Genomic DNA, 15421 nt, shown 5'->3' with positions numbered 1-15421 from the left:
CGGTGCGGCGGCCCCTGTTTCACGTGAAACGTCGGGATGTTTCACGTGAAACACCCGCTTCGGGTGGTCGGTGGCTATCCGGCCGGGCCTCCGAAGAGGCCACCTCCGCCACCGTTCTGGTTGCCCCGCGGGTTTCCGGCGCTGTCCGAGGGCGACGGCGAGGTCGACGCACCGCCGTCCGTGCCGCCGGTGTCGGTGCCGCCGCCGGTCGCACCGCCGGTGGACGGGTCACAGGTCCAGTCCCAGGGCTTGCAGGACTCACTCGTCGACGGCGACGGACTCGGGGCGCTGTGACTGGGCGACGGTGTCGGCGACGGGCTCTCCGACTCCGATGCGGTCGCCGACGGAGTGGGCGACGGCGAGGGCTGCTCGTTGATGATCTCGCCGATGGGCTCGGGTGCCGGGAACGGCACGGACGGCTCGCCCTTCAGCGCCTCCGCCATGTAGTCGTGCCAGATCTGCGCCGGGAAGGAGGCACCGTGGATCTTCTTCTGGCCACCGGTACCGAACATCTCGAGGAAGGTCCGGTTCTTGTTGGACGCGTCGTCGTCGTACCGGAACATGGTGATCGCCGTGGACAGCTGCGGGGTGTAGCCCACGAACCAGGCGGACTTGTTGCCGTCGGTGGTGCCCGTCTTGCCGGCCACGTCGCGGCCGGGGAGCTTGGCGGCGGTACCGGTGCCCTTGTCGACCACGGTCTTCAGCACGTCGGTGACGTTGTCCGCGACCTTCGGGGTGAAGGCCGGGTTGGTCTTGGTCTTGTGCTCGAAGGTCACGCCGTCCTTGCTCACGACCTTCTCGACCGAGTACGGGTCGCGCTGCTTGCCGCTGGCGGCGAAGGTGCCGTACGCCCCGGCCATACGGATGGCACTGGGGTCGGAGGTACCGATGGAGAAGGACGGGTAGCTGGTGCCGGCCAGGCTGCTCTCCAGGAGGCCCGCGTCGACGGCGGCCTGCTTGACCTTGTCCAGGCCGACGTCCATGCCGAGCTGGACGAAGGGGGAGTTCACCGACTCCCGCATGGCCTCGCGCAGGTCGATGAGGTACTTGGGCGGGTCACCGTACGACTTCTGGCCGTCGTTGGTCTGGAGCCATTCCTCGCCCTTCTCGTTCGTCCAGACGTTGCCCTGGTAGTCCTTGATCTTCAGCTTGTTCTTGGCGTTGTACAGGCTCTTGGGCGAGACGATGGTGCGCTCGTCCTGGGCCTGGTCCGGCCCCAGCTCGGGGTTGCGCTTGCCCCACTGCATGGCCGCGGCCAGCACGAACGGCTTGAACGTCGAACCCACCTGGGCGCCGGTGGCGTCCGCGTTGTCGGTGAAGTGCTTGGTCGCGTCCTCACCGCCGTAGATCGCCTTGATGGCGCCGGTGCCCGGGTCGACGGAGGCCCCGCCGAACTGCACGTGGGTGTCGGTCTCGGGGCGCAGCTTCGGCTTGATGTTGGCCTTCTGCACCCTGGTGACGGAGGCCTCGAGCTCCTGGATCTTCTTCTTGTCGAAGGTGGTGTAGATCGACAGGCCGCCCTCACGCAGCTTCTGCTGGTCGACGTGGGTCTCGTCGCTGTGCGTGACCAGGTAGCTGTTCGCGAGGTCGACGAGGTAGCCGATCTGACCGCTCAGCCGGGTGTTGGAGCGCGGGTTCTGGACCGTGGGGAGGGTCCGGTACTTGTCGCGTTCCGCGGCGCTGAGATGGCCGTACTCGACCATCTTGTTCAGCGTGTCCTGCATCTGGTTGAAGGCACGCTTCCTGTTGGCGTCGGCGGTCGCCGCCGGGTCGATCGAGGTCGCACCGGCCGGGTCGTAGTAGGTGGCGCCCTTGAGCATCGCCGCCAGGAACGCGCACTCGCCGGGCTTCAGGTCGACGGCGTCCTTGTTGAAGTAGGCCCGCGCGGCCGCCTGGATGCCGTAGGCGTTGCGCCCGTAGTAGGCCGAGTTCAGGTAGCCGGCCATGATGTCGTCCTTCTTGACGGTGGCCCCTACCTTGATCGAGACGAAGATCTCCTTGAACTTGCGCGTCAGGGTCTGCGACTGGTCGTTGAGCATCGCGTTCTTGACGTACTGCTGGGTGATGGTGGAGCCACCCTGCGTCTCGCCGCCGCGCGCCATGTTCAGCACGGCCCGGGCGATGCCCTTGGGGTCGATGCCGCTGTCGGTGTAGAAGGTCTTGTTCTCCTGAGAGATCACGGCGAACTGCATCGCCTTGGGGATCTGCTCCAGGTTGATGATCTGGCGGTTGGTCTCACCGCCCGTGGCGACCATCTGGCTCTTGTCGGCCCAGTAGTAGACGTTGTTCTGCGAGGTCGCCGTCTTGGCCAGGTCCGGGACGCTCACCATGGCGTATCCGATGCCCGCCACGGCGACCAGGCTGCCGAGGAAGCACAGGAACAGACCGGAGACGAGCTTCCAGGACGGCATCCAGCGACGCCAGCCGTACTTGCCCGCGCGCGGGTAGTCGATGATCCGCTTCTTGCCGGGATCGGCCACTCGCCCGCGGCCCCGCCCCGGGCCGGCGGGCGCGGGGCGGCGCCCGCCACGGCCCGGATCGGCCGCTCGGCGCCGGCTTCCGCCCCTCTGCGCCGCTCTGCGGGCCTCGGCGCGGCCGCCGTAGGGCCGCTCCTCGCCTTCCGACCCGTAGGCGTCCGGCCCGTAGGCGTCGGACGGAGACCCGGTGGCGCCTCGCGGTGCCGCCCGGCGGCCGGAGGACGAACCGGACGTACCGCGTCGGCCCGCGGCACGACCGCCTCCCTGCGGCTGTGGCGGTTTGCGACGGTGCTCGCTCATCGAACGATTACTCCTAGGGCAGGCGCACCCGTGCGCGCCTGGAAACGGCGGCTGGTTTCCGGTCCCCCCGAAGTACGGATGTGGTCGGTTCCGCATTCACCCGTACTGCACCGAGGACGACGACGCCCTCAGGCGTCACTCGGTTCCCGGTGGGCTGCATGGCGCACAGACTACGCACCGTCAAAACCTGCCGAGCCACGAAGTTCACCCCAAATCAGGCAACTCAGTTGTGACGAATCAGTGATGTGATCCCGTTCACCGTCGCTCCTCTTGTCGCACCCGGAAGGTCGTTCTATCGTCGTGATGTATCGAGTCGATACATCAGCTCGACATAAAGACCGTCAACGGCACCCGTCACACGGGTCGCGGCAGAGAGGAGGCGACGATGAGCCGGCGTTCCGGGATCCTCGAGTTCGCCGTACTCGGCCTGCTCCGCGAATCTCCGATGCACGGCTATGAGCTGCGCAAACGACTCAATACGTCACTGGGTGTGTTCCGTGCGTTCAGCTACGGGACGCTCTACCCCTGCCTCAAGACGCTGGTCGCCAACGGCTGGTTGACGGAGGAGACGGGGCCGGGCACCGAGGACGCCCTGGCCGCTCCGCTCGCAGGGCGCCGCGCCAAGATCGTCTACCGGTTGACGGCGGAAGGTAAGGAGCACTTCGAGGAGCTCCTGTCGCAGACGGGGCCCGACGCGTACGAGGACGAGACCTTCGCCGCTCGCTTCGCCTTCTTCGGGCAGACCTCGCGCGACGTCCGTATGCGCGTCCTCGAAGGCCGCCGCAGCCGGCTGGAGGAGCGGCTGGAGAAGATGCGCGCCTCACTCGCGCGCACCCGGGAGCGCCTCGACGACTACACCCTCGAGCTCCAGCGCCACGGAATGGAGTCCGTGGAGCGCGAAGTGCGCTGGCTGAACGAGCTCATCGAGAGCGAGCGGGCCGGAAGGGACATGCGTTCCGCCGGGGGGGCCGCTCAGCAGGACAGGACATCTGGAGCGTCGGGCGGCCTGCCCCGTACCGGGGACACCCCCGGGACGGATACGCCCGACGACACCGCCACGTGAGCGCCCACCTCGGGCCTCACTCGTACACACAGGGAGCAACCGGAATGGGTTCGGTTCGCGTAGCCATCGTCGGCGTGGGCAACTGCGCCGCCTCGCTGGTGCAGGGAGTCGAGTACTACAAGGACGCCGACCCGGCGTCCAAGGTGCCGGGCCTGATGCACGTCCAGTTCGGCGACTACCACGTCAAGGACGTCGAGTTCGTCGCCGCCTTCGACGTCGACGCCAAGAAGGTCGGCCTCGACCTCTCGGACGCCATCGGCGCCTCCGAGAACAACACCATCAAGATCTGCGACGTGCCCACCACCGGTGTCACCGTCCAGCGCGGTCACACCCTCGACGGTCTCGGCAAGTACTACCGCCAGACCATCGAGGAGTCGGACGCCGAGCCCGTCGACGTCGTCCAGGTCCTCAAGGACAAGCAGGTCGACGTCCTGGTCTGCTACCTGCCCGTCGGTTCCGAGGACGCGGCGAAGTTCTACGCCCAGTGCGCCATCGACGCCAAGGTCGCCTTCGTCAACGCCCTGCCGGTCTTCATCGCCGGTACCAAGGAGTGGGCGGACAAGTTCACCGAGGCCGGCGTGCCGATCGTCGGTGACGACATCAAGTCCCAGGTCGGCGCCACCATCACGCACCGCGTCATGGCGAAGCTGTTCGAGGACCGCGGCGTCATCCTGGACCGCACGATGCAGCTGAACGTCGGCGGCAACATGGACTTCAAGAACATGCTCGAGCGCGAGCGCCTGGAGTCCAAGAAGATCTCCAAGACGCAGGCCGTCACCTCCCAGATCCCCGACCGGGACCTCGGCGAGAAGAACGTCCACATCGGCCCGTCCGACTACGTCGCCTGGCTCGACGACCGCAAGTGGGCCTACGTCCGCCTCGAGGGCCGCGCCTTCGGTGACGTCCCGCTGAACCTGGAGTACAAGCTCGAGGTCTGGGACTCCCCGAACTCCGCAGGTGTCATCATCGACGCCCTGCGCGCCGCGAAGATCGCCAAGGACCGCGGCATCGGTGGCCCGATCCTGTCGGCGTCGTCCTACTTCATGAAGTCCCCGCCGGTGCAGTACTTCGACGACGTCGCCCGCGAGAACGTCGAGAAGTTCATCCGCGGCGAGGTCGAGCGCTGAACTGAGCGCCGCTAGCTCCTGCCAGGGCCGGAAGGGTCCCTGGGGCACTGTGCCCCGGGGACCCTTGCGTGTGTGAGGCTGTGCCGCATGGCCGTCGTCCGTGATCTTCGCGTTCTGCTCCGCTTCAGGGACTTCGGGCGCCTGCTCACGGTACGGCTGCTCTCCCAGGGCGCGGACGGGGTCTACCAGGTCGGCCTCGCCACCTACGTCGTGTTCTCGCCGGAGAAGCAGACCTCGCCCGCGGCGATCGCTTCCGCCATGGCGATCCTGCTGCTGCCCTACTCCGTGGTCGGCCCCTTCGCCGGCGTCCTGCTGGACCGCTGGCGCCGTCGGCAGGTCCTCGTCCACGGCAACCTGCTGCGCGCCCTGATGGCCGCCGTGACGGCCACGCTGATGGTCGCTCACGTCCCCGACTGGCTCTTCTACGTCTCCGCGCTGTGCGTCACCGCCGTCAACCGGTTCGTGCTCGCCGGTCTGTCCGCCGCCCTGCCGCGTGTGGTCGACGCCGAGCGACTGGTGATGGCCAACTCCCTGTCGCCGACCGCCGGAACCCTCGCGGCGACCGCCGGCGGCGGACTGGCCTTCGCCGTGCGGCTGCTGGCCGCGGGCTCCGACGCGGCGGTGGTCCTGCTGGCCGCCGCTCTGTACCTGTGCTCCGCGCTCGCCTCCCTGCGCCTGGCCGTGGGGCTGCTGGGCCCCGACCGGGCGCTGGTGCGGACGCGGCTCACCAGGGCGGTCCAGGGCACCGCACGCGGGCTCGCGGCGGGCGCACGCCATCTGGCCGCGCCGCAACGCCGTGAGGCCGCCTGGGCGTTGACGGCGGTGACGCTGATGCGCTTCTGCTACGGCGCCCTGACCGTCACCGTGCTGATGCTGTGCCGGTACGCGTGGAGCTCCGACCCGGACCGGGGGCTGGCGCTGCTGGGGCTGGCCGTCGGCGTCTCGGGCGCGGGTTTCTTCGCGGCGGCCGTCGTGTCCCCGTCCGCGGTGGGCCAGCTCGGTCCGGTGCGCTGGATCCAGGTCTGCTCGGCCTGCGCGGCGGTGCTGGTGCCGGCGCTGGGGCTGACGTTCGCTCAGGGGCCCGTCCTGGTCGCGGCGTTCGTGCTGGGGCTGGTGACCCAGGCCGCGAAGATCGCGACCGACACCGTGGTGCAGTCCACGGTCGACGACGCCTTCCGCGGCCGGATCTTCTCGCTCTACGACGTGCTGTTCAACGTCGCGTTCGTGGGCGCGGCCGGCGTTGCCGCGCTGATGCTGCCGCCGGACGGGCGCTCGGTCCCGCTGGTGGTCACCGTGTCCCTGGTCTATGGGGCGGTTGCCTTGGCTATGACCCGTTTTAGGCGCCGGTAAGTGTCACATCCGAGCCACAGAGTGAACTCGGGAAAGCAAAGTGGCCACAAGGACCCAGTAATTTACGTGGGTCTTATCTCGCGCCCTGCGCACCCACGTTCGAGGGGGACCCCCAAAGTGACCACTCCGCCGCCCCACGGCCAGAACCCGTACGCCCAGACGCCTCCCCCGCCCGTGGGTCAGCAGCCTGGTCAGCCCGGCATCCCGCCGCAGGGTGCTCCCTACGCCCCGTTCCCGAACCAGGGCGCTCCCGGCGCCCCGGTCCCGCCGCCGGTTCCGGCCGCTCCGGCGAAGAAGGGCGGGAAGAAGGTGCTGAAGGTGATCTCCGGCGTTATCGTCGCGATCATCATCGCCCTGGTGAAGTTCGGCGGCGTCTTCGGCATCAGCTGGTTCATGAACCGCAACGACGCCGAGTCGACGTCGGTCGGCGCCTGCATGCACAACAAGGGCACGGACACCGACGCGAAGCTCGAGGAAGTCGACTGCTCCTCGACCGACGCGCAGTACAAGGTCGTGAAGAAGTTCGAGTTCTCCAGCGACGAGAACAAGTGCCAGGGCGTCGCCCCGGTCTGGTACGTCCAGTCGGGCGGCGCTCACGACGTGGTGCTCTGCCTCGACGAGGTCAAGAAGTAACGCGGCACGGACGCAAAGGGCGGTGTTTCACGTGAAACACCGCCCCTTCGACGTTCCCGGGGTCATGTTTCACGTGAAACATGACCCCGTTTCGTACGTTCAGCCCTGCTCGGACCACCAGTCCTTGAGGGCGGCCACTGCCTGGTCGTGCTCCATCGGACCGTGCTCCAGACGGAGTTCCAGCATGTGCTGGTAGGCCTGGCCGATCACCGGGCCGGGGCCGACGCCCAGGATCTCCATGATCTGGTTGCCGTCGAGGTCCGGGCGGATCGCGTCCAGCTCCTCCTGCTCCTGCAGCTGGGCGATGCGCTCCTCCAGTCCGTCGTAGGCACGGGACAGCGCGGCCGCCTTGCGCTTGTTGCGGGTGGTGCAGTCGGAGCGGGTCAGCTTGTGAAGGCGGCTCAGGAGGGGGCCGGCGTCACGGACGTAACGCCGCACCGCGGAGTCCGTCCACTCGCCGGTGCCGTAGCCGTGGAAGCGCAGGTGGAGCTCGACCAGCCGGGAGACATCCTTGACCAGCTCGTTGGAGTACTTCAGCGCCGTCAGCCGCTTCTTGGTCATCTTGGCGCCGACCACCTCGTGATGGTGGAAGGAGACCCGTCCGTCCTTCTCGAAGCGGCGCGTCCGCGGCTTGCCGATGTCATGCAGCAGCGCGGCCAGCCGGAGCGTCAGGTCGGGGCCGTCCTCCTCCAGCGCGATCGCCTGCTCCAGGACGATCAGCGTGTGGTCGTAGACGTCCTTGTGCCGGTGGTGCTCGTCGCTCTCCAGCCGCAGCGCCGGCAGCTCGGGCAGGACACGCTCGGCGATCCCGCTGTCCACCAGCAGGGCCAGGCCCTTGCGCGGGTGGGCGGAGAGGATGAGCTTGTTCAGCTCGTCCCGTACCCGCTCCGCGGAGACGATCTCGATCCGCTCGGCCATCTCCGTCATCGCCGTCACGACCTCGGGCGCGACCTCGAAGTCGAGCTGGGCGGCGAAGCGCGCGGCCCGCATCATGCGCAGCGGGTCGTCGGAGAACGACGCCTCCGGGGTGCCCGGGGTGCGCAGGACGCGCGCCGCCAGATCCACCAGACCACCGTGCGGGTCGATGAACTCCTTCTCCGGCAGCGCGACGGCCATCGCGTTCACCGTGAAGTCACGGCGGACGAGATCCTCCTCGATGGAGTCGCCGTAGGACACCTCCGGCTTGCGGGAGGTGCGGTCGTAGGCCTCGGAGCGATAGGTGGTGATCTCGATCTGGTAGCCGGACTTCTGCGCACCCACCGTGCCGAAGGCGATCCCGACCTCCCAGACGGCGTCCGCCCAGGGCCGCACGATCTTCAGGACGTCCTCGGGCCGGGCGTCAGTCGTGAAGTCCAGGTCGTTACCGAGCCGGCCGAGCAGCGCGTCCCGCACCGAGCCGCCGACCAGGGCGAGCGAGAAGCCCGCCTGCTGGAAACGGCGGGCGAGGTCGTCGGCGACAGGGGCCACCCGCAGCAGTTCGCTCACGGCGCGCTGCTGCGCCTGGCTCAGGGCAGTGGGAGTGTCTTCGTTGGCGTTCGGCACAACAGAACAGGGTACGTGCACCGGCGGGCCGCGCGGAGAAGCGCTCCTCTATATACGGATCCATGCTTATAGGGATCCATGTCGTGATCTGTGCCACGGGTGCGCCGCCGGGACGACGGCACCCTCCGTACGCTCGCCGTCACGGTCGCGTGAGCCCTGGCTGATCTTGCGGTCGCTGATCTTGTGGCGCGGACCGCGGCACTTCCACTCAGCGCGCATCGTTACCATGCGTGGACGCACATTCCGACGACCACTGACGACGACGAGGGACGGGCGAGCGCGTGGCCGAGGCGGCAGACATCCAGGGGACCAGTCCCTCACCTGCCCGCCGCTGGTTGCGGCGCACCGCCGCCCTGCTCATGGGAGTGCCCCTGCTGGCCGGCGCGCTGCAGCTGCCCGCCGCACCGTCCGCCCAGGCCGCACCGCCTGCCGCGCCCGACGCCTCGGGCTCGCGCTCGGTGTCCGTGGCCGTGGAATCGCTCACCCCCAGCGCGCTCTCCGACGGCGACACCCTGACGGTCTCCGGCACGGTGACGAACAACGGCCGGCAGGCGGTCACCGACGCCCATGTGGGGCTGCGGGTCGGTCCGGAGCTGTCCACCCGCTCCGAGATCGACGCCGCCGCCGAGCGCGGCGCCTACACGCCCGGCGCCGACGGCTCGGAGATCGGCGGCACGTACATCACCAAGTTCGCCAAGCTCACCCCCGGCGTCGCCGAGCACTTCAGCATCTCCGTACCGGTGGACAAGCTGGACCTCGGCAGTGACGGCGTCTACCAGCTCGGGGTCTCGCTGTCCGGCAAGACGGCCGCGCAGTCGTGGGAACAGGTCCTGGGCATCCAGCGCACCTTCCTGCCGTGGCAGCCCGACGAAGCCGACACCAAGACGAAGACGACCGTTCTGTGGCCGCTGATGTCATCGGTGCGGATGACGGCCGAGACGAGCCCCGGCGAGCAGCAGACGCCGGTCTTCCTCAACGACGATCTGGCCAAGGAGATCGCCCCGGGCGGCCGCCTGCAGCAGATGGTCGCCCTGGGCAGGAGCATCGACGTCACCTGGGTGATCGACCCCGATCTGCTGTCGTCCGTGGACGCGATGACGGGCAGCTACAAGGTCCGGGGCGCCGACGGCACCACGACCCCGGGCCGCAACCAGGCCGTCGCCAAGCAGTGGCTCGCCGAGCTCCAGCAGGCGGTGGCGGGCAAGGAGGTCGTCGCGCTGCCGTTCGGCGACCCGGACCTGGCTTCCCTGGCCCACAACGGCACCGGTGTGACCGGCTCGCTCAGCCAGCTGAAGGCGGCCACCGACGTCGCGACGCTCACGGTGCAGACCGTGCTCCACGTCACGCCGGCCACCGACTTCGCCTGGCCCGTGGCCGGTGCCGTCGACCCGTCGATCATGAAGGTCGCCACCTCTGCGGGAGCCGACAAGGTCATCGCGCGCAGCGACAGCTTCCGGGAGACCGCCGGGCTGCCCTACACCCCCTCCGCCGCCCGCCCCGTCGGCGGCGGTACCACGGCGGTCGTCGCCGACGCCCGGCTGTCCACGCAGTTCCAGGGCGACCTGACCACGGCCTCCGCCTCCTCGCTCGCGGTGCAGGAGTTCCTCGCGCAGAGCCTCGCGCTGAACCAGCAGTCCGACAAGGAACGCAGCATCGTGGTCGCCCCGCAGCGGATGCCGACCGCGAGCCAGGCGCAGGCGATGGCGGAAGCCGTGGCGGCGCTCCAGGGCAGCACGTGGTCGCAGCCGCAGCAGCTGACGGCGGCCGCGAAGGCCAAGCCCGACCCGGACGCCACCACGACCATCCCCTCGGGGTCGGCGTACCCGTGGTCCCTGCGCCGGCAGGAGCTGCCGCGGTCGGCCTTCGCACAGATCGCGGCCACGCAGGACAAGCTCGACAACTTCCAGGTGATCCTCACCGACCCGTCCCGGGTCGTGACCCCCTTCGGGCGGGCCATGAACCGCGAGATGGCCACGTCGTGGCGCGGCCAGGCCGGTCAGGCACGGGCGTTCCGCCGGGGCGTGGAGGACTACCTGGACACGCTCGCCCACCAGGTGAAGCTGGTCGACAAGTCCGACACCAAGCTGTCCGGGCGCAGCGCCACCATCCCGGTGTCCGTACAGAACAACCTGTTGCAGGGCTCCGACCACCTGGTGCTGCGCCTGACCTCCACCAACCCCACCCGCCTCAAGATCGGCGGCGGGGCCTTCGACGAGCAGCCGGTCACGGTCGCGGGCGGACACAGCCAGACGGTGAAGTTCACCACGTCCGCGAACGTCAACGGCCAGACCACGGTGATCGCCCAGCTGTTCACGGAGGACGGCCGCAAGTACGGCTCCCCCGTCTACTTCGACGTGAAGGTCACCGAGATCACCGCCACGGTGATGCTGGTCATCGGTGGCGGCGTCCTGCTGCTCGTCCTGGCAGGCTTCCGGATGTACACGCAGCGCAAGCGGGCCGCGGCCCGTGCCGCCGAGGACACCGGTCCCGAGCGCGACGGCGACGCCGCCGGCGAGCCCGGCGAGACGGCGGCCGCCGAGGCGAACCCGGACAGCCCCCAGGACCGTCTCACGCAGGAGTCCGCCCCCCAGCCGGGGGCAGACGGCACGCAGCCGAGTGACCCGACACCGGACACCGCAGCGGAAAACCCCGACCCGTCCGGGACGGGTGAGAGAGTGGACCGTTGAGGATGTCGTGGCCGGTGGGCCCGGGACGATGAGGTGGGGTAACCATGAACGCGCCGTACGACGGTGACCGCGGCCAGGCCGTGGGCGGCTCGGGCCACCCCGAGGGCCCGCCGCCGGAGAACGGCCCGGTACCGCCGCAGCACCCCGCGGACATGTACCTCCAGGACGCCTACGACCAGGACCCCTACCGCGGGCAGGATCTCTCCGCGCAGGACCCGGTCGCCGAGGCGCTCTACGACCGGGCCGCGCACCCGCCGCCCCCGCCGGGCACCTTCCCGCCGCCGCAGCAGCTGTACGCGCAGCCGCAGCAGTCGCCGTACGCCCCGGACCCGCACGTGTGGGCGCAGACGCCCGCGCCGGAGCCGGACGGCCCGACGCAGTACCTGCCGTTCGGCGACGATCCCCGCACCACCCAGTACGTCGGCGTGGACGACCTGGTCAGCCAGGCCGGCGAGGGGCGCCACGAGCCGGACGCCTTCGCCCACCTCTTCCGCGACCAGCAGCAGAGCGCCGGGCACCCGTCCTACGAGCAGCAGCCGTCGGTCCCGGGCCCGGCGGCCGCGCCGGGCACCGCCCAGGGACCGGCGGGCCCGCACCAGGCGCCACCCGCCCCCAGCGCCGAGCAGACGCTCCACCTGGGCGCCACCCCTGCCGCGCAGCCCGTCGCCGCGGACGCCTCGGCCGACGTGGAGGCTCCGGCGGCCGTCCCCGCCGCGCCGTCGAAGAAGGGCGGCCGTGCCGCCGGTCTGCTGAAGTCGAGCGCCGTGATGGCGGCGGGCACGATGGTCTCCCGCCTGACCGGCTTCGTCCGCTCCGCGCTGATCGCGTCCGCGCTGGGCATCGGTGTCCTCGGTGACACCTTCCAGGTCGCCTACCAGCTGCCGACGATGATCTACATCCTGACCGTCGGCGGCGGTCTGAACTCCGTCTTCGTGCCGCAGCTGGTGCGCTCGATGAAGGAGGACGAGGACGGCGGCGAGTCCTACGCCAACCGGCTGCTGACCCTGGTCATGGTGGCGCTCGGCCTGCTCACGGTCGCGGCGGTCTTCGCGGCGCCCCTGCTGATCCGGGTGCTGTCGGACTCGGTCGCCTCCGACCCCGCCTCCAACGAGGTCGGCATCACCTTCGTGCGCTACTTCCTGCCCTCGATCTTCTTCATGGGCATCCACGTCGTGATGGGCCAGATCCTGAACGCGCGCGGCAAGTTCGGCGCGATGATGTGGACGCCGGTCCTGAACAACATCGTCATCATCGTGACGCTGGCCATGTTCATCTGGGTCTACGGCACCGCCGAGCACTCCGGCATGAAGGTCACCAACATCCCGCCGGAGGGCCAGCGGCTGCTCGGTGTGGGCGTTCTGCTCGGCCTGGTCGTGCAGGCGCTGGCGATGATCCCCTACCTGCGGGAGACCGGGTTCCGGCTGCGGCTGCGCTTCGACTGGCGCGGTCACGGCCTGGGCAAGGCCGTCACCCTCGCCAAGTGGACCTTCCTCTTCGTTCTCGCCAACCAGGCCGGCGCGCTGGTCGTCTCCCAGCTGTCCACGTCGGCCGGCAAGGCCTCCCCGGTCGACGGCACCGGCTTCGCCGCCTACGCCAACGCCCAGCTGATCTGGGGCCTGCCGCAGGCCATCATCACGGTGTCGCTGATGGCCGCCCTGCTGCCGCGCATCTCGCGCTCGGCGGCCGAGGACGACACCGGCGCCGTCCGGGACGACATCTCGCAGGGCCTGCGCACCACGGCCGTCGCGATCGTGCCCATCGCCTTCGGGTTCCTCGCCCTGGGCATCCCGATGTGCACGCTGATCTTCGGCTCGTCGGGCACCAGCGAGGCCACCAACATGGGCTACATGCTGATGGCCTTCGGCCTCGGCTTGATCCCGTACTCCGTGCAGTACGTCGTCCTGCGCGCCTTCTACGCCTACGAGGACACCCGCACGCCCTTCTACAACACGGTCATCGTGGCGGCGGTCAACGCGGGTGCCTCGGCGCTGTGCTACTTCCTGCTGCCGGCCCGCTGGGCGGTGGTCGGCATGGCCGCCGCGTACGGCTTGGCCTACGCCATCGGTGTCGGTGTCGCCTGGTCCCGGCTCCGCAAGCGCCTCGGCGGGGACCTCGACGGAGCCCAGGTCCTGCGCACCTACGCGCGGCTGTGCATCGCCTCTGTCCCGGCCGCCGCGCTCAGTGGCGCCGCCTGCTACGGCATCGGGCACGTGCTCGGCCAGGGCGTGGCCGGCTCCTTCGCGGCCCTGCTGGCCGGCGGAATCGTCCTCCTCGGCGTCTTCTACGCGGCCGCCCGCCGTATGCGCATCGAGGAACTGAACTCGCTCGTCGGTATGGTGCGCGGACGACTGGGCCGCTGAGAGGGGGTAGGCGCACGAGGCGTACAACCAACGGACGCCACCGTGTGTCGTGCACAGCGGCGGACTGTGGGCACAATTGGTCACGGCGTCGGACGGCGCGCTCGTCGTCGCACGGCGCGCAAAAGATGGGGAGGCAGGAACGACGGTGGCGGAACGGAGCACGGCTGCCGTCGACGTGGCAGACAACAGCGACGACGAGTCGCTGACCGCACAGGCGGACCAGTCCACGGCCGACGGGGTGGCCCAGAACCGGGAGCGGGACACGGACATCGACGAGGCACAGGGGAGTGGCGGGACGGCGGAACGTCCCGGGAAGGTCTCACCGCCCGAGCTGCACAGCGGTCACAAACTGGCCAGACGCTACCGACTCGAGGAATGCGTCACCCGTCTGGACGGATTCAGCAGTTGGCGCGCGGTCGACGAGAAGCTGCGCCGCGCCGTCGGCATCCACGTCCTGCCGGCCGATCACGCGCGGGCCCGCTCCGTGCTGGCGGCGGCCCGCTCCTCCGCGCTGCTCGGTGACCCCCGCTTCGTGCAGGTCCTGGACGCCGTCGAGGAGAACGACCTCGTCTACGTCGTCCACGAGTGGCTGCCCGACGCCACCGAACTGACCACGCTGCTGTCCGGCGGCCCACTGGAGCCGCACGACGCCTACCAGATGGTCACTCAGATCGCTGCCGCCATGGCCGCCGCCCACCGCGAGGGCCTCGCCCATCTGCGTCTGAACCCCAACGCCGTCCTGCGCACCTCCACCGGTCAGTGGCGCATCCGCGGCCTGGCCGTCAACGCCGCGCTGCGCGGGATCAGCTCCGACACCCCGCAGCGCACCGACACCGAGGCGATCGGCGCTCTGCTGTACGCGGCGCTCACCCAGCGCTGGCCGTACGAGAACGACGCCTACGGCCTGTCCGGGCTGCCCAAGGACCTCGGTCTCATCCCGCCCGACCAGGTGCGGGCCGGCGTCCACCGCGGCCTGTCCGAGCTCGCCATGCGTGCCCTCGCCAACGACGGCGCCACCGCCTCCCGGCACGAGGCTCCCTGCACCACGCCGGAGGAGCTGGTCAAGGCGATCGGCGAGATGCCCCGCATCCGTCCTCCGGAGCCCGCGTTCACCGCGCCGCCCGAGTACCAGCGCACCACGTACCAGCAGGGCGCCTACGGCCGCCCCTCGCCGCACCCCGGTGTGACGCAGCCGGTGCCCACCCCGCCGCCCCCGCTGCAGAGCCGTACCGGCAAGGCGCTGAAGTGGGCGGTGTCCGCCCTGCTGATCGCCGCGCTGGGCCTCGGCAGCTGGCAGCTCGCGGACGCCCTGATGGACCGCGGCGGCTCGTCCGACCAGACCGACCAGACACAGACCACGGACGGCAACGGCAAGGGCGACGAGCAGACCCGACCGGTCAAGCCGATCGCCATCAAGCACGCCGAGGAGTACGTGGCGGAGGGCTCCCCCCAGGCCCCCGGCGACGTGGACAAGACCTACGACGGGGACAGCTCCTCGTACTGGCGCACCAAGCGCTACAACGAGGGACCGGTCCTCGCTCCGTACAAGCCGGGCGTGGGCATCGTCTACGACCTGGGCACGGAGCAGGACGTCCAGTCCGCGTCGATAGCGCTCCGGTACCCGGGCGACCACACCACCGTGCACCTGTACGCCACGGACTCACTGACGCCGTCCACGTCGGTCGACGGTATGAAGGAGATCGGCAAGGCCACCACGAGCGGCACCTCGCTCACGGTGAAGGCGTCGAAGAGGGTGAAGACGCAGTACGTCCTGCTGTGGATCACCGCAGTGCCGAACGCGCCCTCGGACGGCTACAGCAGCGCGGGCTGGAAGCAGGCCATCACCGATGTGACGTTCAAGGGCTGACATCTCACCGAGGGG

Annotated in this window: 9 protein-coding genes; 7 read left to right on the top strand and 2 right to left on the bottom strand. The window is 69.8% G+C overall.

Annotated features, from left to right (window positions below; all coding sequences use genetic code 11):
- Positions 1–74: 74 nt before the first annotated feature.
- Positions 75–2777, bottom strand: coding sequence for a transglycosylase domain-containing protein (locus AB0E88_RS16040; RefSeq protein WP_361630269.1), 2703 nt, complete (start codon positions 2775–2777; stop codon positions 75–77).
- 385 nt (positions 2778–3162) lie between these two features.
- Between AB0E88_RS16040 and AB0E88_RS16035 the strand changes: the two genes are divergently transcribed.
- The 4 genes from AB0E88_RS16035 to AB0E88_RS16020 all read left to right on the top strand — a co-directional run bounded on the left by AB0E88_RS16035 (position 3163) and on the right by AB0E88_RS16020 (position 6950).
- On the top strand, positions 3163–3840 hold the full coding sequence (locus AB0E88_RS16035; protein WP_361630266.1) for a PadR family transcriptional regulator: 678 nt from the start codon (positions 3163–3165) through the stop codon (positions 3838–3840).
- 44 nt (positions 3841–3884) lie between these two features.
- The gene (locus tag AB0E88_RS16030; protein ID WP_361630263.1) at positions 3885–4967 is read left to right on the top strand and encodes an inositol-3-phosphate synthase; all 1083 of its coding nucleotides are present in this window, start codon (positions 3885–3887) and stop codon (positions 4965–4967) included.
- Between the two features lie 87 nt (positions 4968–5054).
- Positions 5055–6317: an MFS transporter gene (locus tag AB0E88_RS16025; protein ID WP_361630260.1), complete on the top strand. Its 1263-nt coding sequence runs from the start codon at positions 5055–5057 to the stop codon at positions 6315–6317.
- A 117-nt stretch (positions 6318–6434) separates the two neighbouring features.
- Positions 6435–6950: a hypothetical protein gene (locus tag AB0E88_RS16020; protein ID WP_361630257.1), complete on the top strand. Its 516-nt coding sequence runs from the start codon at positions 6435–6437 to the stop codon at positions 6948–6950.
- A 99-nt stretch (positions 6951–7049) separates the two neighbouring features.
- Here the strand turns inward: AB0E88_RS16020 and AB0E88_RS16015 are convergent, their stop codons facing one another.
- Entirely contained in the window at positions 7050–8492 is a 1443-nt protein-coding gene (locus AB0E88_RS16015; protein ID WP_361630254.1) for a CCA tRNA nucleotidyltransferase, read from the bottom strand.
- A 281-nt stretch (positions 8493–8773) separates the two neighbouring features.
- Here AB0E88_RS16015 and AB0E88_RS16010 point away from each other — a divergent pair, with 281 nt between their 5' ends.
- From AB0E88_RS16010 to AB0E88_RS16000, 3 genes are all read left to right on the top strand, one after another.
- Positions 8774–11179: a DUF6049 family protein gene (locus AB0E88_RS16010; protein ID WP_361630251.1), complete on the top strand. Its 2406-nt coding sequence runs from the start codon at positions 8774–8776 to the stop codon at positions 11177–11179.
- 44 nt (positions 11180–11223) lie between these two features.
- Positions 11224–13539, top strand: a complete 2316-nt coding sequence (gene murJ / locus AB0E88_RS16005) for a murein biosynthesis integral membrane protein MurJ (protein ID WP_361630248.1) — start codon at positions 11224–11226, stop codon at positions 13537–13539.
- Positions 13540–13684: 145 nt separating this feature from the next.
- The gene (locus tag AB0E88_RS16000) at positions 13685–15406 is read left to right on the top strand and encodes a protein kinase family protein (RefSeq protein WP_361630245.1); all 1722 of its coding nucleotides are present in this window, start codon (positions 13685–13687) and stop codon (positions 15404–15406) included.
- Positions 15407–15421: the final 15 nt, after the last annotated feature.

Source organism: Streptomyces sp. NPDC028635, assembly GCF_040637635.1.
Classification (GTDB): Bacteria; Actinomycetota; Actinomycetes; order Streptomycetales; family Streptomycetaceae; genus Streptomyces.
Note: the sequence above shows the minus strand (reverse complement) of the source record. Positions and strands in the feature narration are given on the sequence as shown.